This window comes from Dysgonomonas reticulitermitis (genome assembly GCF_054601275.1).
On record NZ_BAAHWU010000028.1, the window covers coordinates 1 to 25,095 of the forward strand.

Sequence of the window (25,095 nt, forward strand, 5' to 3'; positions counted from 1 at the left end):
AGGCTTTCAGCCTGTTTCTTTCCTTGATGCCCTGAAGGGGCTACATAATATAGCCCAATGGCAACGCCTTGGGTGGGAAAACGAAATCCCCTGAAACCGCGCCCTGTAAGGGCAATATAAGATTTTGCAATATTTTTTGTCATGTACTATGGGAGTTTGTTACTTTTTAGTTAAAAAGGTAGGGGTCAAAATTTTGACGCGGTTGCCCTATTAACTAACAATGATAATTGACTACTTATTTGTATTTTTGTGACTTAAAAACAATTAAAATGGCTCATTCTATACTTTTACCTCCCGAATGGTATCCCCAAAGCGCGATACAACTTACATGGCCGCATCCCGAATCGGACTGGTACTATATGCTCGAGGAGGTGACTGCCTGCTATGTGAATATCGCTGTGGAAATACTGAAAAGGCAAAAACTAATCATCGTTTGCCACAATGCGGCAGTCGTAAAATATGTGCTAAAGGAATATGAAAACCTTTTTAACAACCTGACGCTTGTTGAACTCCCTACAAATGATACATGGGCTCGCGATCATGGCGGCATTTCGGTTTTTCGTAACGGTAAAAAATGTATTTGCGATTTTACGTTTAATGGCTGGGGATTAAAGTTCGCTTCAAACTTCGACAATCAAATAACCCGTGGGCTTTTCTCTAAACAGATATTTAATGGCGATGTAGAGCTTGGCAACAAGAAAGATTTTGTTCTCGAAGGTGGTGCTTTGGAATCCGATGGTAAAGGCACATTGTTGACTACATCGGAATGTTTGTTATCTCCGAATAGAAACTCTTATTTGTCGAAAGAAGGCATTGAAGATTACCTGAAAGAAACATTCGGGCTCGACCGTGTATTGTGGCTCGATCATGGTTATCTGGCAGGAGACGATACTGATAGTCATATAGATACATTGGCCCGCTATTGTGATGAACATACGATTGTTTACGTTAAGTGCGACGACAAGAACGATGAGCATTACGATACTTTACTTAAAATGGAGGAGCAATTGAAAACGTTTACCGACTATAAAGGTAAGCCATACAATCTGATCGCTTTACCGATGGCAAAAGCCGTTTATGATGAAGACAACGAGCGATTACCGGCTACTTATGCCAATTTTTTGATAATGAACGATATTGTGCTGATGCCGTTCTATAATGATATGGAGACTGACGGGGAAGCAAAAGCTCAATTGCAAAGGGCTTTCCCCGAAAAAGACATTCTGGGCGTAGATTGTTCCCCGTTGATTCGCCAGCATGGATCATTACATTGCATAACGATGCAGTATCCTGAAAATTTTATTGATTAAACGACTCATGAAAGATCAAAAAGCATTATTGTTCAGATGCCTGAAAAACGATGTCCCCGCGATGGTATTTTCAGGAAATGATATTCTGTTTTTACCCTTATTGAAAAGATATTATGAGGATGCGAAAACGGCAGGTTGCACACAGGAATTTTTGGACGATATACTATTACGGATACAAGAGTTTGAGAAACATATAGCAATGTCTCCCGACACAATTAAACTACCCGATTGATATGAAAATAGGATTAATACAACAGGCCAATACGCCCGATATAAAAAGCAATATACAAAAGCTGAAAAACAATATAAGAGACGCCGCTGAACAAGGAGCGGAACTGATTGTTTTGCAGGAGCTTCACAACTCTTTGTACTTCTGTCAAGTGGAGGATACTAATATTTTCGATCTGGCGGAGACGATACCGGGCCCGTCTACCGATGAGTTTGGCGCATTGGCAAGAGAACTGGGTGTGGTTATTGTCCTTTCCCTGTTCGAGCATCGAGCTCCCGGATTGTATCACAATACGGCCGTGGTAATGGAGAAAGACGGAACTATCGCGGGAAAATACCGTAAAATGCATATACCGGATGATCCGGCTTATTACGAGAAATTCTATTTCACACCCGGCGATCTAGGCTTCGAGCCTGTCAATACTTCGGTTGGTAAGCTGGGAGTGCTTGTCTGCTGGGATCAATGGTATCCCGAAGCTGCAAGGCTAATGGCGATGAAAGGGGCCGATTTGCTGATATATCCTACTGCTATCGGTTGGGAATCGACCGATATACAGGACGAGAAGGATCGCCAGCTTGGTGCATGGATAATCTCTCAGCGTGGGCATGCCGTTGCCAATGGCCTGCATGTAGTTTCGGTAAATCGTACGGGTTATGAACCCGACCCATCAGGACAAACAAACGGAATTACATTCTGGGGAAACAGCTTTGTCGCAGGGCCACAAGGTGAATTGCTCTGGCAGGCATCGAACGGTAAGGAAGAAGTAAAAATCGTAGAAATAGATATGGAACGTTCGGAACAGGTACGCCGTTGGTGGCCTTTCTTCCGCGACAGGCGTATCGATGCGTTCGGGGATATAACGAAACGGTTTATAGATTGAGAATGAGATATACTGATATATTCCTCGATTTGGATGATACACTGATCGATACAGCCGAGAATACGCGCGTGACTGTCAGCGAAATATATGAAGATTATAATTTTGGTAATTATTTTCCGTCTTTTGACGATTTCTACGCAATATATTATGCTAATGTCAGCCGTTTGTGGACGCTTTATAGTCAAGGCAAAATACCTAAAAAAACATTGCAGCGAGAACGTTTTGTCGGAGCTTTAAGCATGGTTGAAGAAATAAGCGACGAACAGGCTTTGGCTATAAATGACGATTTCATCGTCCGCGTAATGGAGAAAGGAATCCTTATAGAAGGAGCAAAAGAGCTACTCGACTATCTATACCCTAAATATAAAATACATATCCTATCAAATGGCTTTACCGAAATGCAATATAAGAAGATGGATAGCGCCGGATTATCCTCTTATTTCGATAAGGTTATTCTTTCCGATAAAGTAGGCGTCAATAAACCGCATCCCGATATTTTTACGTATGCCCTGAATGAAGTGCAAAAGGATAAAAAAGAGGTAATAATGATTGGCGATAATGTGGTAAATGATATTCAAGGTGCATATAATTGCGAAATAGATCAAATATGGTTCAACCCGGAAGATCTTTCTCCCGGCGATATAAAGCCAACTTATACCGTAAAGAAACTGGATGAAATAAAGAGTATATTATAAAAGAAGCCGAATCTTTAAGATTCAGCTTCTCTCTACACACTAAACAATATACTTATCTCATTTACACGTACTTTTTCAAATCCTCTACCCATGCTGCAATACGAGCATCGGTTTCGTTGTATTCGTTATCTTCATCCAATGCAAGACCTATAAATTTTCCGTCTATTACGGCATCAGAATCATCAAAGCTGTATCCGTCTGTAGAAACAGAACCCACAAATTCCACTTTTCCCTTTAGCGTTTTGTATATATGGTACATTGCTCCGGCAAAGCTTGCAGAAAAAGAAGCACTGTCGCCTAAGCTGAAAAGAGCTACTTTTTTGCCGGAAAAATCCATCTTTTCTACTTTAGGAAGAAGCATCTCCCAGTCATCCTGTAAGTCGCCAATACCTGTTGTAGATGCGCCAAAAATTAAAAAATCGAACGGTTTCAAATCATCAACACTAACACCATCAGCATTGAAAAGGGTAGCATCGTCGAAAGATGCTTTAATTTTTTCTGCTACCGCTTCTGTTGCTCCGGTAGACGAGCCGTAAACTATTGCAATTTTACTCATAACTTTTAGGTAATTGATTATCAATTATCTGGAATCATTCAAAATAGAGGGTGCCATAAAGCTCTGAATTATCCCTCTTAGAGCCAGATACACTATAAACGCAATCCATAGAATATTGTTCAAAAAGATATTGTAAAAAACCCAAAATAGAAAGAGAAAACTACCTACAGCTATCAGCATAGAATACACCTTATGAGTATCTATGTCTTTTCCGGATTGCTTCACTACGTTACCAATGACGTTTTTAAGTGTTTTCGTCATTGGTAGGGTTTGCCCCGAAGCAATCCATTTAGTGATTGTATTTGTTCTATTTTTCTAAAGCTTGTAAGATATCTTGTTCCAGGTCTTCCACATCCTCCAGGCCAACGGACAGTCTCAACAGGTTATCTTCTATCCCCATCACCTTTTTCATTTCGGGCGTAAATGTTCCGTAAATGGTAGATTCGGGATGGATGATCAGCGTTTTATTGTCGAATAAGTTGGTTGCCCTGCGGATAACGTTCAATTTATCCATAAAGCGGTAACAATCCTCTTTGCTGTTCAGGTTGAAAGTCAGCATAGCTCCCGGATTACCTGTAAATAGCTTATCCGATATATTTTTATAAGGCGAGCTGGTTAATTTGGTATAACCTACCTTCTTTACCTTTTCCAAACCTTCTAAGAATTGAGCTAATTCAAAGGCCGAAGAAGATACCCGTTCGAATCGTAATTGCAGGGTTTCCATGCCCAATGCTTGCATGTAGGCAGAATCAGGATCCATCGCGGCTCCTATATTGCGGGCTATTTCTCTTTTCAATTTGAATGAGAATTGGGACATGTTTTCGGTTTTATTTACAGATTGTAAACGTTTATTGTGCGACCAGTCGAAAGTTCCGTAATCAAGAATCGCTCCACCTATGCTGGTTGCACCTCCCGATATATATTTTGTCGTAGAAACGATTTCGATATCGGTTCCTGCTTTTTTTGCATCGAAGCCGCACCAGGGTACAATGGTTGTATCCACTATCATTGGAACGTTTCTGGCCTTTAATATTTTAGATATTTCCGGAAGATCGGCTATCTCCATATGCGGGTTTGTGATAAGCTCGCAAAAGAAAGCGCATGTGTTTTCATCTATCGCCGAAGCTATCTCTTCCGGATTGTCGGTGTTTACAAATCGGACTTCTACATCGAATGCCGCCAGTGTAAATTTGAACAGCGAAAAAGTATTTCCAAACAGATGGGGCGAGGTAACAATATTGCTTCCCGCATATGCTATGGAAAGAAATGTATTGGATATAGCTGCCATCCCCGACGCTACGGTCATTACATTTTCCGCACCCGACGCAACTTTAATTTTATGCTCCAGATTCTCCACCGAAGGGTTCGTTATACGCGTGTATGTATGCGAGGCTATTTCTTCTTTGTACTGGAAAGCAGCAGCGATACTTTCTGAATCGGGAAATTCGAACGCGGCATTGCGATAAACCGGCATGGTAATAGCACCGTGTACGTCTTTTTTGTTAAATTTTTCACTAATTATTCGTGTAGAGAACTTTTTTTGAGACATCGGGATATTTTTATTATCGAATTTGAGACCAAAGGTAAAAAAGACTATTGGAATATCATACCAAAAAGGGAGGTGTTTTTCTCTGAAATTTTGCAAACCTATATAAAAAAGAAAAGGTTGTCATCCCGAAGTCCAATCGTGGGTTGTAACTTGCTATAATTCAGTATCATTAAAACCTTATAAGTCCAAAATGCCAATATCCGACAAAAAAACGCAACGTAGACTCGGTTAATACTATAATTTTTACGCTTGACAAATATATACAATATTTCTCATATAAAACAGCTTAAAATGAAGTATCATCCTTCCCTTTTCAACCACATCAGGTGTAACATCTTTGAGGACTTCGAGCTGATAATCGGAATTACCTACCAATATCCCCAATGCAATAGCAATAGGTAAACCAATCATTCCTCCGGTACCGGGAATACCTACACCCATTGCGTTTTTAAGAACATTTTCACTTAAACGTACTTGAATATGCTCAGGCCTCCTAATATTTCTCTTGATTTAGCCGCGCATAAAGCTACAGCAATAGGCTCGGTACAGCCAATAGCAGGAATAACCTCCTTTTTTATCAGAGATATTATTTTTTCGTAATCTTTCATATCTATTCTTTCTGTATCTTTTATAAAATATAACCAGAGGGAACTTCAGTATTATTAATACTATAAAATTCCCTCTATGATCATCTGTAAGAAAAGAGTATTATTTACTTTTTATAATTATTCAGGCCTGTTTGCAGAAATTCGACATATTTGTATATACTTTCATCATAAGCATATGATTTGTTAAGAGGCTTTCCGTCATTATCGAGCAGTATATAAAATGGTTGAGCATTTGCGCCAAATTTTATCCGTTGTAGATAACTCCATTTGTCTCCAATCGATTTAAGCGAAATTTCTTTTCCGTTTTCATTAACTGTTATCGGTTGTGGTAGTGGTCGTTTATCATCAACAAACAATGTAATAAGTATATAGTCATTATCGATGATCTTGCTTACTCTACTGTCGGTCCAAACCGCTAATTCCATTTTCCTGCAGTTTACACACCCATATCCGGTAAAATCAATCATGACAGGCTTCCCGCTCTTTTTTGCATACTCCATACCTATATCGAAGTCATCGAATTTCGCATGTACTTCTTTTGTATACAGATTGAAATCCTGAGTATTCATCGGCGGAGAGAAAGCGCTGATCGCTTTTAACGGGGCTCCCCATAATCCGGGTATCATATATATTGCAAAAGCAATAGAAAACAAGCCGGTCAAGAAACGCGGGATACTGACTTTAGTACCGTCATCATCGTGGGAAAATTTGAGCTTGCCGAGCATATATATCCCTAACAGGCCGAATATAACGATCCATAGCGAGAGGAATGTTTCCCTGTCAAGGATTCCCCAACCATACGCAAGATCTGCAACGGATAGGAATTTAAGGGCGAATGCAAGTTCTATAAATCCTAAAAAGACTTTTACCACATTCATCCATCCACCGGACTTCGGCGCTGATTTAAGAAAAGACGGAAACAAAGCAAAGAATGTAAAGGGCAAAGCCAAAGCTACTGCAAATCCTAGCATCCCGATGGCCGGAGCCACAATACTCCCGGTCGTAGATACTTCTACTAACAGAAACCCTATAATAGGCCCGGTACAGGAAAATGAAACCAAAGCCAGAGTAAATGCCATAAGGAAAATACCTATAAGCCCTCCGGTTTTCTCAGCTTTGCTGTCTACTGCGGTACTCCACGAGGAAGGCAGTGTGATTTCGAAAGCTCCGAAGAATGACGCAGCAAATATAACCAGCATAAGGAAAAACAATATATTGAATATTGCATTTGTCGATAGCGCATTAAGCGCACTGGCCCCAAATATCAGAGTTACGGCCAATCCCAGAAGAACATATATCACAATTATAGATATACCATAAGTTATAGCATCCCTGATACCTTTCTTCCTGTCCTTATTCTTTTTCAGGAAGAAGCTCACGGTCATAGGTATTATCGGCCATACACAAGGAGTGAATAATGCAAGCAGTCCGCCTAAAAAACCGGTAATAAAAATATATATCCAGGATATGTCACTCTTTCCAAATGTTTCACCAAAGCTATCCAACTCTTTGATGACAGGCGTCCAATAGTCTGAACTTACCTCCGATAGGCCGGATACACCGGAAACGCCAGTCTGGCTGTTCCCGGTTGTAACCTCAACATTCCCGTTTGTATAATTGAAAGAAACATCTGCCGGAGGCAAACAGCTTTCCTCATTGCATGCTGCATATTCGAGATACCCTTTTATTTGATATTCGGGAGCTGTAATCTTTATTTTTTGAACAAATACTACGTTTTTCTCAAAATAACGAAGATTAATTTCAAATACTTTATCGAATGCTTTAATTTCCGAGCCTCTGAATGTAAGTTTTCCATCTGTTTCAGCTCCTTTGATTTCTTCTATCGTAAGGGATGAGGAAATTGGGCCTCCGGATGGTAGCTCAGTAGAATAAACATGCCAGCCATCATCAATCGTTCCTGTGAAAATTATTTCCGCTTCTGAATCTGAAGTAATTTTCAGTTCGGCCGAAAATTTTACAGGTTCCTGAATCTGAGCAATGGAACCGATTGCAGAAACGGAGAGTAATAATGCAAAAAATATTTTTTTCATAGGCTGCCTTGTTTTAAGTAATAAAAATGATTTATTACAACATTCTAACCCTGCCCCTTTGGGGACTTCCCTTTATCAAAAGGGAAGAATGCCTGACGGACGACATCCCGCTTTGCGTCTCTCCCCTCGTAGAAAGGGAGTGTCCTAAGGGCGAGGGGTTGAAAGGTGAAATGTTGTGATAATTATTAGTGATAACTTATTTAAACAACTCTGCAAGTTTATTTTCTAACTCTTCACCTCTTATTTTTTCTGCGATAATAACACCTTTCTCATCGATTAAAAACATTGCCGGGATAGCTTTCACATTAAGAGAATCACTGGCTCCTTTTGTATCCAGGAAATTAGGCCACGTCAAATTTTCTTCTTTTAAGGCCTTTTCCCAGTCAGCTTCTTTTTTATCTATCGAAATACTGATAATTTCAAAGCCCTTGGATGAGTATTTTCCATATAATTTTTTCAGATTAGGAATTTCCTTACGGCAAGGACCACACCATGAAGCCCAGAAATCGATAAGAGTATATTTCTTAGCTTTACTTATTTCTCCCACAGTTGTGTCTTTATTGTCTTTGCCTACGAGGTTAAATGCAGGCAGGGCCTTTCCTACAAATCCTTCAGGGAATAATTCAGCTTTAAGGATTTTTCCATAATAGCTGTTTTTTGCTTCCGGAGAGAACTCTTCATACCAAGGCTTTTCTTTTTCAGTAAAATAACCCATAACATCCAGCATCAGCATCGGACCCCACCATGAGTCCTTATTATCCATGATAATACCCTTCATTGTTTTTTCTACAGTTTCAAAGAAGTTTTTTTCATCTGCAGCCAGTTTCTTTGCAGCATCAGTCTGGTTTAATGAGTCCAACAGAACCTTATTTTTGACTGCATGCGCCTGACCTATAGCTTCTGATATTTCCTTATTATTGTCATGGTAAGCAGTGTATAAAGAGTCCAACATTTTTCTCGGAGATATTTTTTGCAGATAAAGGTCATGTGATTTACTCCCTTTTACCAGTATACCGTCGAAATTATAATTAATATTATCAGCTTGTTCATTCTTTTTTACATCTCCGGTTACTTCGATTCTCCCGTTTTCAACCATAAGTTTTGCCAAGCCCCGGCTTTCAGCTATATGTATATAAAATATCCGGGGTTCATCGGTCGCTCCTGTAAATGTAAATTTTCCATCTGTAACAACAGACTCTGCAACAGGTTTTTCATCCTTATGGGTAGCTCCCGTAATTAATTCAACTTTAGCCCCATCCGGTATGCCTTGAAGGTTTCCCTCAATGGTGTATGATGTAGCTGGTTTTTCAGTACAAGAAATCATTATTGTACTTGCTATTAAAAAAGCCGATAGATTCTTTAAAATTTTCATGACGATTATGTTTTTTATTATTTACTTACGTTTTGTATAATTGTACCATTCCCCGGATTCTTAATTGCTCCCATAGGGAAAGACATTGTCCACATGTGAGATGCCGGTGACAGTGAAATTGTTTGTCCGTCTGCCATTTTGCTCAGTGTACGGGCATATTTACTCTCAGTATTATATCGGCGTGCATCGGCAAAAGGAATAATAGTCAATATCAACTCATTGTCTTTCGTACGGCGGATATATTCTATCGCTTCCTCCTCTGTAGAAGCTGTAAGTGGCATATATTTTTCGGATAAAATACGTTTTTCCCGGACCCTGTTGAGCTCATTCATTGCTTCACTGTACTTTCCGCTACGGGCAAGGCATTCCGCCTTAATAAGATAAACTTCTGTAGTCGTGATACCTCCTGCGTTGAAGAATCCGCGGGTAGTGCTTACGCAATATGTTTCCGACCCTACAATTCTGACTTTCCAGCGAGCTGCAGCTCTGGCATCCCCATCTTCAAATTTAGCTTTGCGTTCGACAGAAATAGGATTTTCTGTTGAAGAATAGGATGAAGCTCCATGCCTGAAATAATAATTTTCAATATAGTAATGTCCTGTTGGCGAAGCTGTCGTGGTGTATGAATCAGGAGTTTCTATCTGTGTTTTATTTTCTGAATAATACGTTGTCCAATCATACAATTGGCTATTCTCGGCCAAAGCCAGGTTTGCATATTCCAGGGCTTTCGTATAATTGTTCATCTGTAGATACACACGTGCATAGAATGCACAAGCTGCTCCTAAGTTCGGATGTAAAGGAGTTGGTGATTCAGATTTCAGGAATGGCAAGGCTTCCTGCATGTCATTCAGGATAAAATCGTATATTCCTTTTAAAGTCAATTGTTGATAAGGGGCATTTATGTCTGCACTTGTTATTAGAGGAACTCCTCCTTTGGCAGAGGCATTGCTCTCCTGATAAGTATCAGCATAGAAATTTGCCAGATAAAAATAATTTATAGCACGTAGTACTTTTGCATAGGCAATAACTTCATTACGTTCAGCATCTGTGCTTTCTGTCGCAGTTGGTGCATGTCCTATAATCAGGTTACATGTAGAGATAGAGGCATAAGTGGCGTAATACATTGTTTCATCCGAATTATTCAGCTCTATGCGGTTTGCATTTTCATCCCACATATAGTTTGCCTTGGTTAAAGGATAATAATTCAAATTGGAAATTGTCTGATACCTGTCATTCAGCAGGTTGATAGCATTGGATGCATCCAGCCTGTGAACTCCGTATTCATCTCTCAGTAAAGCCTCAAAATCGGCAAGGGTGGTAGGAATTCTTTGACCCTTCGGCAGAATATCGAGATAATCGTTACATGCTGTAAACGACAAGATAAGGAGAAATACAGATAATGATTTTATGGAAAATATATTGGTTTTCATATATCAAATTGTATTTAATTATTTAAAAGTTTAAGTATAATCCCCATACATAGTTAGGGCTATTGTATCCGCCTAGCAGGTATTTGGCCTCATGGCTTTTAGTGAGAGTGAACAGGTTCTCTATATTGAACTGTAAACGTGCGTTTCGCAGGAATGCCTTCTTGCAAATATGTGCAGGAACGCTATATGACAGGGAAATATTACTCAATCTGAGATTGGCTGCATCAATTACATTTATATCCGCATTGGCATATATACTATACAGATCACTACTATAGAAAGGGCTTTCTGCAAAAATAATGCGAGGTATATTTGTATGAGCTTCATCTCCGGAGGTACGCCAACGGTTTACAATATCTTTGTTGGTTGCGGTAATATTGGTTATATAAGAATAAGCTGCGCTGGAATATGAAGTACCTAATGTAGGCAAGAAAGTATTACGCATTTTGTGTCCTGTTTCATATATCAACATAAACGATAAATCAAAATCCTTATAACGTATATTACTGCTAAACGAACCACTATGAACCGGTACTGTAGTACCTGCATATACAATCGCATCAAGACTGGTAGGCACAGAGGATACAACATCTCCCTTTTCATTATATACCTGAGGTAGCCCGTCGGCGCTGAGTCCGGCCCATTTATAGGCATATATAGCCTGATATGGATTTCCTATGCGGGGATAAGCTGTCGGATAGTCTATCTGAAGATAGTAAACGGGTGCTTCAACATTCACATATGTTACTTTATTCTTATTGTATCCGTAAATTAAAGTAGAGTTTAAAGTAAAATCTTTAGTGCGGATAATATCTCCGGATAAGGTTATTTCCACACCTCTGTTTCTCATTTCACCATTATTGATCTGATACGTGGAATAGCCGAATCCTTCGGTTGGTACCCCCATTGTGCTCGAAAGCAGGTCTTTACCGTATTTATTATAATATTCTATAGTCCCGCTTAATCTGTTTTTAAACAAGGCGAAATCTATACCGATATTAGTTGTGGTTGTTTTTTCCCATGATAATGAAGGATTGGGACGAGAAGATATAGATCCCTGAGTTCCTCCCACATTTGCATTTGTTGAGTAATAAGCAACCATATACGGGGCTTTGTCTTTAGCTATATTGCCACCAATCCCATAAGAAGTTCTCAGTTTAAGGCGATCTATCCATCCAATGGTCATAAATGGTTCTTTATCTATATTCCAGCCCAAGCCGGTAGACCAGATAGGCTTGTTTTGATATTTGGAGGCTGTTCCCCAAAGATTGGACCTGTCCCAACGCAAACTCCCTGTAAACAAATATTTATCATCGTAGGAATAAGCAGCATTTCCATAATAAGAAACAAATCTGTTTGTCACTTCACTCCTGGAAGCAATGTCTGAAGAATAGAATGTTCCTCCCCAGAAAGGACTTACTCCTTTAGCTAATGTTGCTGCATCGATAAGAGTATATGATAGAATATCAGGATCATAGTTAAATAATGTATTGTTGGATATTTCATATTTATTTTCGCGGACCTCATTTCCGATCAAAGCGGTTACCTGATGTTTCTGGCCGAAAGTTTTATCAAAATTGAGTTGCTGGCGCAATGTGTATGCTTTAGAATAAAAATCAACCGTATTATAAATATTACCATATGGAATATTAAATACTGTTGTATTGTTTGTCCGCGAAGCCAGATTATTCACCCTTGACCGTACAGCGTAAGAATCTTTGGTTGATAGTTTAGAATACTGGTCAGAACCATATTCATATTGGAACATGCTACTGAAATTGAGCCATTCTGCAAATGCTATGTTTAATCTGCCATAAGTCCTGTTTTGAAAACTGTTGGTTTTCGCTCTATTCAGACCCAGTTCGTTAAGCGGAGTTATATCCATATTATACAAACCATAATCGTTTATCAGCGCATAATTATCGTTAGTCAACCGTGACGAAGCTAATGACGTATAATTACTGCCATCTGTGTTTTTCAGTACATCATAAGGCATATACTTGTATCCCGGAGATAAGGCATCATAAGATTGTTTATTTTGCTTCTGGTAGTAATTATAAGTTCCTATGTCAAGTTTCAGCCATTTGGTTACCTCAAGGTTATTTGTAATGTTAACACCTATTGACTGATCGTCGGTGTAACGGTCTGCCTGCTTGTTATCGCGATATGTAATGGAGGTCTTGAACATATTATTATCTGTTGTTTTTCCTACCGACAGATTATATTGCTGATAAAATGGGTTTCGTTTAGCATATTTCTCTACATCATTATAATAGCTGTAACCTTGCGCAGAGAGTGTATTTAATTTCTGCTCAAGTTCAGTTTCGGATATCTTTCCGGCATAATAATTAAGAATAGATGTTATTCCCTGGGTCGGATATATATTGGAATCAAGCATACGCTGAGCATAAGCCGGGGCATCGGTACCTTGTAATGATTTATTGTTTGAAGCCCATTCCCTTTCTATATCGATAATGTCACCTGAATTGGTTAATCCGTCTTTATAATAAGAATATGGAGAAAACGTGAACGTACTGGAGAAAGATACCTGCACTTTTCCTTTCGATGCTTTTTTTGTGATAATAACAACGACTCCATTTGCAGCTCTGGCACCATAAATAGATGTTGCAGCGGCATCTTTCAATACTGTAATACTTTCTATATCTTCCATATTAAGTTCGGGGAGGCCTTCTGTCGCTTTGCCGGTATATGCATCATACCTGACATTTTCTATAGGGAAACCGTCTACCACATATAATGGTTGTGTTGTTCCATACATTGAGGTTGTACCTCTCAATAATCCTCCGGTAAAACCGGCAACCTGCCCTTCAAGGAGTGTATTGAGGTCGCTCAGCCGTTGTTTGTCAAGTGTTCCTGATGTTACCTTAGAGAAAGATCCGGTAGCCCGTTCTTTCGAGATAGTCTGATAACCGGTAACAACTACTTCATCCAGACCCGTTATCGATGATCGCATCTCGACATTCAGAACCCTCCTTCCTCCTATAATATAATTCCGGGGAATATATCCTAAATATGAGAATATAAGAGAATCCGATTCCGACCTGACATTTATAGTATAATGCCCATCAGTTTCCGTTGTTGTACCACCTGTAATTTTTCCATCTCTTTTTACTGAAATGACCGCTCCTATTATCGGGAGTTGGTCTTCATCAGTAACAATTCCGGAAACTGTAAATTCAGATTTCGTGTTGTTTTGTGCATCTGCTTTATCTATACCTGACAAGATAAAGAGCATAAGAATACTAAAAGCTATGGTTTTCTTCATATTAGACCTTATTTCAAATAATACATTCGAGAGGGCAAAATAAAAGAATACAATTGTTAAAACAACCGAAAACAGTATATCAATATTAACAATTGTTGTTTTTGTAAAACTTTTAGTGATAAAATGGCAAAACTATCAACGACAAGCAAGCATTCGGTCACAATTTCTTTCGCTCCTGCTTTTCCAATTGATGTACTTTATCTCTGTAAAGAGACGGTGCCATACCAACCGAAGATTGGAATGCGGTATAGAAAGTTGTCGCCGAATTAAATCCAAGATCGGCGGAAAGAGCCTTGAGCGGAATGTTGTTACCGGGATCGGACAGAACCCGAAGGGCATCTTCTATGCGAAAGGTGTTGATGAAATGAGTAAATGACAAACCGGAATATTTATTTATGACCTGCGACAGATAAGTCCTGTTTGTATTAAGGAGCGCAGCCAACTTTTCTATTGTCAGGTCTTTTTGTTTATATTGCTCATTGCGCATAAGGGTAGAGAGTTCCTCGTATAGCTTTATTTCTTTTTCTTCTGTCATCGACGATACGGAATACTTTTCCGGAACAGGCTCTTTTCCCATTTTATTTTTGAATTCATCAATTTGTTCCCTCAGGTCTGCTTCTCTTTTTATGGCTTCCTTATTTCTTTTTACTATTTGAAGGTATAATTTGTTTTTTTTATAATAAGAAATATAGGTTCCTCCTAGTATAAGAAAGATCAGGATAAAAGCGAAAAGGAGTAGCTGGAATTTTTTTTCCTTCTGTAGCAAACTCAGCTTACTCTGTTTTATTTCATTTTCATGCTTTTCAGTATCATACTTTATTCTCAGTTCGCTTAAGGAACGTTCTTTCTCTGCATTGTATATGCTATCCGAAAAGGATTGGAAAATCTTATAATATTTCAATGCATTACCGTAATCGTTATCCAGCTCATAAGAGATGGATATATACTCATATAATTCGGGGACATGAATCGTATTTTTGTTTTTTAAAGAAATATCCAGCCCCTGTTGTAGTAACCGGACAGATTCTTTATATTGCTTTTGTTGAATAAAAACTTTGGACATACCAAGGTATGTACTGGCTATGGAAGAAATCTGGGATTGGTCTTTAAATTTCAAAGCCTTGTTATAAGCTTCTATTGCAGACTTATTATCACCCGACTTGAATAATATATTTCCGTATAAGTTATATAAATTCGTTTTGTCGTGGAAATTATTTTTTTCAGTAATAAACTCAGCTTCTTTAATATACTTCAGTGCTTCGTCATAGTTTCCCAACAAGAAGAACATATAAGCCGAATTGGTAGAGCCGCAATAAATAAGGTAGGCATCACCTTTTTCGTGTCCCAAAGTATAACATTCCAATGCATATTTGAGGCCTTGCGTATCTCTTTTCAGATAGTATATCCCGGATATGTTGCATAGTAATATTGAATATAAACGTTCGTGAGAACTTCGTTTTGCGGCTTCGATGCCTTGAAAGAAATAATTAACAGACCTGTAATAGTCCATTTCTACATTAGATGCATACAGCCCTAATCCGTTATATACAGATGCTAATGCAGAATCGTTGGATAATTTTGTAGCCAGTTCCAGAGACTTGTCAATATAATACTTGGATTTCCGTTCTTCTCCATTCATCATCATAGCCTGGCCCAGATATATATAGGAGTACATCTTAGCAGTTTCATCATTGGTTAGTCGAGCTACACTATCCAAAAGCAGTGCATAATGTATAGTTTGATTGTAATCGCCGCTGTTAATCAATAGCTCACTTATTTTCTTCAATGACTTTTTATCCGTGATATCTTTCTCTAGTTCTGTCTTTAGTTTTACAATAACTTTATTTACGGCCTCTCCCTGTTGTGAAAAGACATATAAGAAACCGCATAATAAAAATATTATGGTTGTAGAAACGCGTTTCGGGACAAAAACATTACACATAAAAGGGGATAAGAGTTTAGTGAGATTGCAACTTAGAAAGAATACTGATATAATTATTTTGTGTAAATAAAGCTAAAAAAAATATATCCACAAGTGAATACAGGTTCAAAAATACAGTAAATGTCAAAAAAATGATGTTGTAAAGAGTATTATATTAGCTCTTAGTTTCAGAATTTTATAGAGTTTTTTTATGGATAAAACTCTTGATTATTAGCTTTTATGCTGTTTTGAGCCAAATATTCATAACTCTATCGGCTACAATTTGATAGACAATTACAATAGTCTTCTTTTTGCGTATTGTAAGTTTAAACATAATGCCCCCAAAATATTTTATAAAAGATCACTGGTATTCTGCCCGGTATGAAAGTGACTTTAGTATACCTTGATCCTCTGATGTCCAGTTCTTTTTGTACGAAATTTTTGGTATCAAAGGCTATTCCAGTATTGGCGTAACCGATATAAACTACCCGTCCGGTAAAAGCTACTTCATTTATAGCAGCCTGATAAGTAATGGGAGCACCCACAGCTACGATCACCACATCAGGCCCGGCCTTGTTTATTATTTCTTGCAAATTTACGATTAAAAAGTAAATTTGCGAGAAATACCGGGCATGTATATTATAAAGCATATAAATTATACTATATTCTTATTTATTATGTAAAGATTTATTTTATATTACTTCTGAATTACAATTACTTATCTTTTAAACTTTACAAATTCTATTTGTTTACATAAGGGATGGAGATACGATCTGATCCTTCAATATTATGTAATCTTATTGAAATGAATACATGCTGATTATCAGATATCTGTACAAAAAAGGTTACATATTCGAAAAGTTTACATAAGCAATGGGGATACGATCTAAGGTTTATCTATTTTATGGAATCACACTATTTATTTGGTGCGGCTTTATATTAAAAAATCAACAATCGGTAGCCTACCTATCTGTTGAAATAATTTTATCCTTGACCCTGTTTGCGGCAAATAGCTCAATCTGCTTTGAATCCATAGTATTGTGATATTTGCTGAAGTATTGATATTGAAGTCATTCAATAAAATTTACTAAATCTTTCCAGGCAACAACATCTCCATTTGATGTTTTCATCGATTTGTCGCCTGTATATACTGCATGAAGTTGTTCCGTAGCTGTGCCGGATAATTGTGCCCATTTGCCGATGCCCTTAAAATAATCGGAAGAAAAGGTCGCTCCCGACTTAATCTCCCAGGCGTTTTGCCTTCCATTCACAATATTGAGTAAATCTACCTCGTTTCCGGTACTATCCCGCCAAAATGTAATTTCAGGCTCTTTACCGGTGTTGAGTGATTTTTTAATAAATTCATTTATCACAAGATTTTCGAAAAGTCCTCCCCGCAGAAAATGTGTGGAAAGCTGTTTGGCATCGTTAATATCCAAAAGTGAACAAGCCAGCCCTGTATCGTAAAAATATAACTTAGGGCTTTTGACCAACCGTTTTGCATAGTTATTGTGATCCGGTTTGAGTAAGTAAAGGATATAACCGGCTTCAAGTAATGACACCCAAGCCTGTGCGGTAGAAACAGCCACTCCGCATTCATTGGCAAGCGAAGAGAGGTTTAATAACTGCCCGATACGTCCGGCACATAGTTTTATAAAACGGATGAATTTGCTCAGATCACCGATATTCTTTATTAACCGTACATCCCTTTCTACATAAGTCTGGATATAAAAAGGATAGAAGTCGCCAGGAGCAATGTCTTTATCATAAAGACGTGGATAACCTCCCTTGAAAATTTCCTGATCAACAGTTTCCGGCAAAACGTTTCCGGCTTGCATTTCTGAGTGGGAAAATGGCAATAGCCGTAGAATCGCAGTTCTACCGGCAAGCGATTGGCCGACATGTTGCATCAGCAGGAAATTATGAGAACCGGCCAGAAGGTACATCCCTTCTTTATTTTCTTTGTCTACATGTCCTTGTATGTAAGAAAATAACTCCGGCACACGCTGAATTTCATCTATTATAGTTTTGTCCGGATAGGTTGCCAGAAAGCCCCGGGGATCTTCTGATGCAAACAACCGGATATCGGGATCTTCAACGGTTACATAGCTGTAATTTGGAAATGTGGTTTTTAAGAGCGTTGATTTTCCCGATTGGCGAGGGCCGGTCAAAGTAACAACCGGATATTTTCCCGCCATCTCTTTTAATTTATTTTGTAACTCACGTTCTATCATAGTAAAATACATTTCTTGCAAATTTACGATTTAAAAGTGAATTTGCAAGAAATATCAGGCATGTATATTATGAAAGCAGAAAAATTATACAAATATGTTATTTATTATGTAAATATCTGTAATTATATAACACTGGATTACAGATGTTTATATTTTAACACAAAAATATTAAATTATTTTCTTGAGTTTGAACGTATTTAATCAGTAAGTTAAAGAAATTTTGTTTACTCTTTTCAACTTTTTTTATATTAACACCCTATTCTTTGTTGTGAATTGAAGATACTTTGAAAGGAACAAGTTGGTTTGTAGTGAAGACAATTATTATTTAGGTCTGGGTTAATAACTATCAGGATTGGTTGGTTTTTAGGGACCGTTGCGATGAGAGATCGTGACGGTTTTTTAATAAAAAAGCAGTAAAGTGAATTACTGCCTTAACCTAAACCAATGATAGTTGCCCTATCTATATATTAATGGAATTAATATCACTGTATCCGACGGTCCAGTAACCGTCCTCATCCTCAAATTTTAACTGAAACAAATAATTATATCCTTCAGGGCACTCGCCTCTTTCATCATCAGCAAAACGGTAATCATCAACATCTTTGTTTACTAATTGAGAAATCAGTTCCCCTAAGTCTTCCTTTGTTTGAATCTCAAAATCACCAAGTGATTTATTTGTAAATTTCATAGCCGATCAATTAATGGTGCAAAATTATTAGGTTATGTTTGAAGAGGCAACTTTATTAACTTTTAGTTATCAACATTATTTCAGATGGGTATTCTTATTCACTTACGAAGATTTTCCTCGATTTGGGTTACTCTTTCATTCAAATCATTTACTGAATAACCAGACCTGTAAAAAACCACTTCAATTTTAACCAGTTTATCATTCTTAGGATTTGGTGATCCCTTAAAGTTTAATGTAAACATCTTAAAATTAAATTGTTATGAGTTTAATCGCGGCATTTTCATTTTACAACATGAAATTGCGACATGAACGAATAGTGGTTAGTGGGTTTTAGGGTTTATAAATCATAGGAAGTTTTCAAAAATATGCCTTTTTAGGTATTTAGCCCGTCTTTTTGATATATATAACTCGCTTATTATATGATTTTTATACTAAAATAAGTCTGTATATATAAAAATAGGAATGGTTGTCTCACGACAACCAATCTTCACTCCTAACCATAAATCTAATACCATGAAAAATACATTACAAATGTAAAGGATATTTTTTATATACACAAACAAAATAACATTAAAATTAAATATTTAACATCAATGTAACACAAACTAAACAAATAATTATTCAAAAAGTCATTTTAGATAGCTAATTTACAACATATTTAAAAGATAATAGTTAGCTTTGTATCAAAGACAAAAACTTTATGGCATCATTTTTGTTTGAATTGTAATAAATTAATTAGAGTTAATAAGAATTTATTGGACAAAAGCAATTAGAATTAAGTCTTATATTTGTAGCATGCGTTGGAAACATCAAATAAACGGTTATGGAAAATAATTTTTCACAAAGAGTTCGCAAAATCATGACTTACAGTCGTGAGGAGGCCGGACGTCTACAGACAAACTATCTTGCGCCGGAACATTTGATGCTTGGGATTCTCCGCAACGGAGAGGGATTAGCCATACAGGCATTAAAAGATTTCGGAATAGATTTACTGGAGTTAAAAGACAATATTGATAATAACATATTAAAGCAACAGGAGGATGCATACCCAAACAGTGAAATCGTATTAAATAAAAGCACTGAAAAGATCTTGAAAATGAGCATATTGGAAGCCAGGTTAACCAGAAGTCAGGAAACCGATTCTGAACACCTTCTTCTGGCCATACTTAAAGATCATGACAATGTGGCTGCGATGCTGTTGGAAAAATATCATATGGACTATAATGGAGCGTTTACCTACATCAAAAGTATGAGTGACATTCTACACAACAATAATAATAAACAATCACCTCTCATGGGCGCTGATTTTACGGACGACGATGACGATGACGATGAAGTCGTAAGCGGAAATTCAAACGTAGGCACACAGTCGCGTCAGGCAACGGATACACCTGTTCTTGACAATTTTGGTACAGATATGACCAAGGCTGCTATGGAGAATAAATTAGATCCGATAGTTGGCCGCGAAAAAGAAATAGAACGTTTGGCACAAATACTTAGCCGTCGAAAAAAGAATAACCCTATACTGATAGGGGAACCCGGTGTAGGTAAATCGGCTATAGTAGAAGGACTCGCCCTGCGTATTACTCAAAAAAAGGTATCACGTATACTCTTCGATAAACGCGTGATAGCTCTTGACATGGCTTCGGTTGTAGCCGGCACAAAATACCGTGGACAATTTGAAGAGCGTATCAAAGCTATATTGAACGAACTATCGAAGAACCCGAATATAATTCTGTTCATCGACGAGATCCATACAATTGTGGGCGCAGGTGGCGCTACCGGTTCCCTGGATGCGGCTAACATGCTGAAACCGGCTCTGGCACGTGGCGAAATACAATGTATCGGCGCTACAACACTGGACGAATATCGTAAGAATATAGAAAAAGACGGAGCCTTGGAGCGTCGTTTCCAGAAAGTTATGGTAGACCCTACCACAGCCGAAGAAACATTGCAGATATTACATAACATCAAGGACAGATACGAAGAACATCACAATGTGAAATATACAGAGGATGCCCTCGAAGCTTGCGTAAAACTGACTGACAGGTATATTACAGACCGCAACTTCCCGGATAAGGCCATTGATGCCCTGGACGAATCCGGATCGCGTATGCACATTGCCAACATACAGGTACCGAAAGAGATAGAAGATATAGAAGCAGAACTAAATAGTGTAATAGAGCAAAAAGGTGAAGCTGTTAAGGCACAGAAATATGAATTAGCTGCCAGTTTCCGTGACACGCAACGACAATTGATGGCTAAACTGGAAAACGCGGAAGCGGAATGGAAAGCTTCATTGAAAGAGAAGCCGGAAACTGTAGACGCAGAAATGGTAGCGGCAGTGGTTTCTATGATGTCGGGGATACCTGTACAACGAATCGGTGAATCGGAAGGTCTTAAACTTGTAGGCATGAAGGATAGCCTGAAAGCCTCTGTTGTGGGGCAAGATGAAGCTGTTAACAAAATAGTAAAAGCTATACAGCGTAACCGCATAGGGCTGAAAGATCCTAACCGTCCGATTGGTTCGTTCATGTTCCTTGGCCCTACAGGTGTCGGTAAGACTCACTTAGCGAAAATGATCGCGGAACAACTGTTTGATTCGGCTGATGCCCTTATTCGCATCGACATGAGCGAATATATGGAGAAATTCAACGTATCGCGCCTGGTCGGAGCGCCTCCGGGATATGTAGGATACGAAGAAGGTGGATTATTGAGCGAGAAAGTACGCCGCAAACCGTATTCGGTAATATTATTGGATGAAATTGAAAAAGCCCACCCTGATGTTTATAACATTTTGCTTCAGGTGATGGACGAAGGTCATTTAACGGATAGTCTTGGACGTAAAATAGATTTCAAGAATACTATCCTGATTATGACATCCAATGTAGGCACACGTCAACTGAAAGATTTTGGCGGAGGCATCGGGTTCAACAGACATGATGCGGCTAACAGAGAATATTCAAGAAGCGTGCTTCAAAAAGCATTGAACAAGACCTTTTCACCCGAGTTTCTGAATCGTGTGGATGACATCATCACATTCGACCAGTTGGATAAGACATCCATTGAGAAGATTATCGACATCGAATTGAAAGGGTTCTATAAGCGTATGATCGAGTTGGGATATACCATTGACCTAAGCCAGGAAGTAAAAGACTTCCTTGCTGATAAGGGGTATGATGTACAATTCGGCGCCCGTCCGCTAAAACGCGCTATTCAGAACTATGTAGAAGATGAAATCGCCGAACTGATACTTTCAGGAGTAGTAAAAGAGGGCGGTACTATAAGCTTCGAAGTAGATAAAGAGAATAATAAACTAAAAGCTATTGCCAAATAGTAGCTTAACTATAAAAAGAAAAAGGAGGTTGTCTCAAAATAGATTTGAGATGGCCTTTTTTATCCTATGACTCGTTTTCCTATAGTTTTTCTCTTTCTTTTTCCACTATTGTTTTTTCCTACATTTCACGGTTCTCCTGTTTTCGACAAGTCTGAAAAATAAAAATTCAACTATTTGATTTATAGCTATTAATCGGTTCTTTGTTTGCTATTTTGGGTGTCCCGTGCTATATTTGCGTATGTTTATCCGTAAAAAGTTGAATAAATCGGGCAGTACCAGTATTCAAATTATCTCCAAATTAAGGGGTCGGTATAAAGTTCTAGAAAGTGTTGGGGTTGGAAAGAGTGAACAAGAAATCTCCACCCTGATGCTTAAAGCCCATTCTCTGCTCAAACATCTACATGATAATCAACCTTTCTAATGCTGATAATTTTATCAATATATGGATATCTTTTATGGTAGCGGGAATATCATCTGTATTTTGGGGAGCCATCTCATTATTTCTTAAGAAGAAACAAGTTTAAATGTAACTGATAATCATACAACATAAAAAAGAGGGTGTGTCAAAAGATAAAACTCCCGTCATTGCGAGGTGGAACCCAATTTTTTGGGCACAATGTGTATATGACAGAATGCTAAATCGCTACATTTTTGATATGTTGAATATGTTTTCATTTCACTCATTATCAACAGTATATAAAAATCTGCCATTGGTAACATAGTGAAGCAATCCAGAAAAAGAAATAAATTTTTGGATTGCCCTAAAACACTGCTGAAATTAATCCTATTTCTGATTTGAGTTTTCAAGAATGGATAAATTCCATATCTCTTAATCTTTTGTATAATTTAAAAAACTTACTGACATACTGTTGTCAAACCGGGAGAATATCTTTGCAGTGCAAACTAATTTAAAATATTTTATTATGAAAATCAAATCTTACCTATCGTTTAATGGCAATGCAGAAGAAGCGCTAAACTTTTATGCCGGAGTATTCAATGGAACTATCGGCGAAATCTATCGTTATGGGGAGTGGAAGGAAATGGAAAGTCCTGCTGACTATAAGGACAAAATAATCCATTCGTGCCTTAGTTTTAATGGTTGTACTATCAGCGTGGCAGATACAATGCCGGGGACAAAGGCTGATTTTGGTTCTTTGGGACATACAATTACTATATTTTGCGACACAGAGCAACAACTTAATGATATTTATACTAAATTGCCTGTGGGTGGACAAATAAAATGCGAACTTTGTCAGCCGGGTTATGCTAAACTATATGCAGAAATTTTAGATAAATTTGGCGTACTTTGGGCATTGATTATAGAATGAGAGAGTGAATAAAGACTTGAACCGGTTTGACCGAATATCCGCGCTACTGGTGCAATTACAATCACGGCCGATTGTTAAAGCATCTGAAATGGCAGAGCGTTTTGCTGTAAGCCTTCGTACTATCTATCGTGATATGCATACCCTGTCGGAAGCAGGTGTGCCTATTTGTGGTAATTCGGGAATCGGTTACTCTTTAATTGAGGGTTATAAGTTGCCCTCACTCATGTTTACCAAAGAGGAAGCAATAGCATTCCTTACTGCCGAAAAGATTATCGAGCAGCTTACGGATGCCCAGAACAGCAATTATTTTCGTCAGGGAATGGATAAGATTCGTGCTGCATTGCGAGCTGTGGATAAAAAGTACCTCCACAACATGGGCGATAGTATCGCAGTGTATAAAAGCCGGAATGCAGGCGAAAGTTTACCCAATTCGATGCAGGTAATATTAGGCAGTATAAACGATAAGCTGATCATCGAAATTGACTATACCAATGCAGATGAAAATAAAAGTAAAAGAGCATTAGAAGCAGTCGGTATTACCTATTCGCATCCTCGGTGGTATCTTTCAGCCTGGTGCCATTTGCGGAAAGAATACCGGATGTTCAGGCTCGACCGTATCAGTAATATAAAAACAACGGGCAACGCGCATACGAAAGTGCACCCGCCTTTGGAATCGCTTCTTGGGTGTGACGATCCTCAATGTTTGATAGAAGTAGTATTACATACAAGCAAAGAGTTGTCGAAATATTTTGCCGACAGATGTTATTTTATGGGACTGACGGAAGAGAATGAACTTGAAAACGGACAAGTAGAACAAATCTACATGGCATATTCACTCGAACCTATAGCAAGGTGGGTATTGGCGAATGCCGACACAACAACGGTAGTTAAACCCGTTGCAGTAAAAGATATTATAAAACAAATCGTTCAGAAATTAGACGTATGAAATGAGCACGATCATGTCATGCAAATTCCATACAATCATTAAAAAACAAATTATTACGTATGAAAATTAATAGTGAAGAAATAAAAAATCTCGAACCGATTAAAACGATTGCAATTTCACACATTGGCGATTATTCAGGTATTGGCGATACATTTGAGAAGCTTGCCATGTGGGCAGGTACAAACAATCTTTGGGCAGCCTCTCCAAAAATGGCAGGGATTTACCATGATGACCCGATGAGTACTCCGGTAGACAAATTACGCTCCGAAGCTTGTTTGGAAGATCTTTCGGGAATTGAACCCGGCGATGGAATGCATCGCTATACAATAAGTGGAGGTAAGTATTTTGTGATGCAGGTAGAGGTAACTATGTCCGAATATGGTGAAGCCTGGGAAAAAGTGGACGCTGCGGTTAACGAAAAAGGCTATGAATGCGATACACGCGATCACTATGAGCTATACGTGAGTTGCTTGGGCGATATGCAGGATGCTGATGCACCCTGGTTAGTAAATCTGTGTATCCCGATAAAATAGATTTAGAATTTATATTAGCTTTTGAATATAGCTGTCCCAAAAGTCTCAATGACGGAGAAAAAGACCTTTTGGGACAGCTTCTTTTTTTGTTTATCAGGAGTATGTTATATCTCTGTTTTATAGAGGCTGTGAGGCATCTCCT

Annotated in this window: 17 protein-coding genes and 2 pseudogenes; 8 read left to right on the top strand and 11 right to left on the bottom strand. The window is 38.2% G+C overall.

Annotated features, from left to right (window positions below):
* Positions 1-269 precede the first annotated feature (269 nt).
* From ACYPZI_RS10765 to ACYPZI_RS10780, 4 genes are read left to right on the top strand one after another with little or no spacing between them, the layout of a single operon-like run.
* On the top strand, positions 270-1,310 hold the full coding sequence (locus ACYPZI_RS10765; protein WP_459601429.1) for an agmatine deiminase family protein: 1,041 nt from the start codon (positions 270-272) through the stop codon (positions 1,308-1,310).
* Positions 1,311-1,317: 7 nt separating this feature from the next.
* Positions 1,318-1,542 (top strand): hypothetical protein, encoded by a 225-nt coding sequence (locus ACYPZI_RS10770; protein WP_459601431.1) that lies wholly within the window; start codon positions 1,318-1,320, stop codon positions 1,540-1,542.
* Between the two features lies 1 nt (position 1,543).
* Entirely contained in the window at positions 1,544-2,419 is an 876-nt protein-coding gene (locus ACYPZI_RS10775) for a carbon-nitrogen hydrolase (protein WP_459601433.1), read from the top strand.
* Between the two features lie 2 nt (positions 2,420-2,421).
* Positions 2,422-3,114 (top strand): YjjG family noncanonical pyrimidine nucleotidase, encoded by a 693-nt coding sequence (locus ACYPZI_RS10780; RefSeq protein WP_459601435.1) that lies wholly within the window; start codon positions 2,422-2,424, stop codon positions 3,112-3,114.
* A 61-nt stretch (positions 3,115-3,175) separates the two neighbouring features.
* Here ACYPZI_RS10780 and ACYPZI_RS10785 read toward each other — a convergent pair whose 3' ends face one another.
* The 11 genes and pseudogenes from ACYPZI_RS10785 to ACYPZI_RS10835 form a co-directional block, all read right to left on the bottom strand.
* Positions 3,176-3,670: a flavodoxin gene (locus ACYPZI_RS10785; RefSeq protein ID WP_459601437.1), complete on the bottom strand. Its 495-nt coding sequence runs from the start codon at positions 3,668-3,670 to the stop codon at positions 3,176-3,178.
* A gap of 307 nt (positions 3,671-3,977) precedes the next feature.
* Positions 3,978-5,219, bottom strand: a complete 1,242-nt coding sequence (locus tag ACYPZI_RS10790) for a PLP-dependent transferase (protein ID WP_459601439.1) — start codon at positions 5,217-5,219, stop codon at positions 3,978-3,980.
* 294 nt (positions 5,220-5,513) lie between these two features.
* Positions 5,514-5,827: pseudogene (locus tag ACYPZI_RS10795) on the bottom strand (serine dehydratase subunit alpha family protein); the annotation flags it as partial.
* A 104-nt stretch (positions 5,828-5,931) separates the two neighbouring features.
* Complete coding sequence (locus ACYPZI_RS10800) at positions 5,932-7,878, bottom strand: protein-disulfide reductase DsbD family protein (RefSeq protein WP_459601441.1); 1,947 nt, start codon at positions 7,876-7,878, stop codon at positions 5,932-5,934.
* A gap of 196 nt (positions 7,879-8,074) precedes the next feature.
* Positions 8,075-9,250 carry a redoxin family protein gene (locus ACYPZI_RS10805; RefSeq protein ID WP_459601443.1) on the bottom strand — a complete coding sequence of 392 codons (1,176 nt, stop codon included), beginning with the start codon at positions 9,248-9,250 and terminating at the stop codon, positions 8,075-8,077.
* Between the two features lie 17 nt (positions 9,251-9,267).
* Positions 9,268-10,680, bottom strand: coding sequence for a RagB/SusD family nutrient uptake outer membrane protein (locus ACYPZI_RS10810; RefSeq protein ID WP_459601445.1), 1,413 nt, complete (start codon positions 10,678-10,680; stop codon positions 9,268-9,270).
* Between the two features lie 22 nt (positions 10,681-10,702).
* Entirely contained in the window at positions 10,703-13,966 is a 3,264-nt protein-coding gene (locus ACYPZI_RS10815) for a SusC/RagA family TonB-linked outer membrane protein (RefSeq protein ID WP_459601447.1), read from the bottom strand.
* A 157-nt stretch (positions 13,967-14,123) separates the two neighbouring features.
* Positions 14,124-15,908: a tetratricopeptide repeat protein gene (locus ACYPZI_RS10820; protein WP_459601449.1), complete on the bottom strand. Its 1,785-nt coding sequence runs from the start codon at positions 15,906-15,908 to the stop codon at positions 14,124-14,126.
* Between the two features lie 380 nt (positions 15,909-16,288).
* A pseudogene (locus ACYPZI_RS10825) lies at positions 16,289-16,480 on the bottom strand (zinc-binding dehydrogenase); the annotation flags it as partial.
* 477 nt (positions 16,481-16,957) lie between these two features.
* A complete protein-coding gene (locus tag ACYPZI_RS10830) occupies positions 16,958-18,121 on the bottom strand; it encodes an ATP-binding protein (protein WP_459601475.1) in 1,164 nt (387 codons plus the stop codon).
* Positions 18,122-18,581: 460 nt separating this feature from the next.
* Positions 18,582-18,809: a hypothetical protein gene (locus ACYPZI_RS10835; RefSeq protein ID WP_459601451.1), complete on the bottom strand. Its 228-nt coding sequence runs from the start codon at positions 18,807-18,809 to the stop codon at positions 18,582-18,584.
* Between the two features lie 823 nt (positions 18,810-19,632).
* Here ACYPZI_RS10835 and ACYPZI_RS10840 point away from each other — a divergent pair.
* The 4 genes from ACYPZI_RS10840 to ACYPZI_RS10855 all read left to right on the top strand — a co-directional run bounded on the left by ACYPZI_RS10840 (position 19,633) and on the right by ACYPZI_RS10855 (position 24,953).
* Positions 19,633-22,146 carry an ATP-dependent Clp protease ATP-binding subunit gene (locus ACYPZI_RS10840; protein ID WP_459601453.1) on the top strand — a complete coding sequence of 838 codons (2,514 nt, stop codon included), beginning with the start codon at positions 19,633-19,635 and terminating at the stop codon, positions 22,144-22,146.
* A 923-nt stretch (positions 22,147-23,069) separates the two neighbouring features.
* On the top strand, positions 23,070-23,474 hold the full coding sequence (locus ACYPZI_RS10845; protein WP_459601455.1) for a VOC family protein: 405 nt from the start codon (positions 23,070-23,072) through the stop codon (positions 23,472-23,474).
* Positions 23,475-23,478: 4 nt separating this feature from the next.
* The gene (locus ACYPZI_RS10850) at positions 23,479-24,420 is read left to right on the top strand and encodes a helix-turn-helix transcriptional regulator (protein ID WP_459601457.1); all 942 of its coding nucleotides are present in this window, start codon (positions 23,479-23,481) and stop codon (positions 24,418-24,420) included.
* Positions 24,421-24,479: 59 nt separating this feature from the next.
* Positions 24,480-24,953, top strand: a complete 474-nt coding sequence (locus tag ACYPZI_RS10855; RefSeq protein ID WP_459601459.1) for an AraC family transcriptional regulator — start codon at positions 24,480-24,482, stop codon at positions 24,951-24,953.
* Positions 24,954-25,095 lie beyond the last annotated feature (142 nt).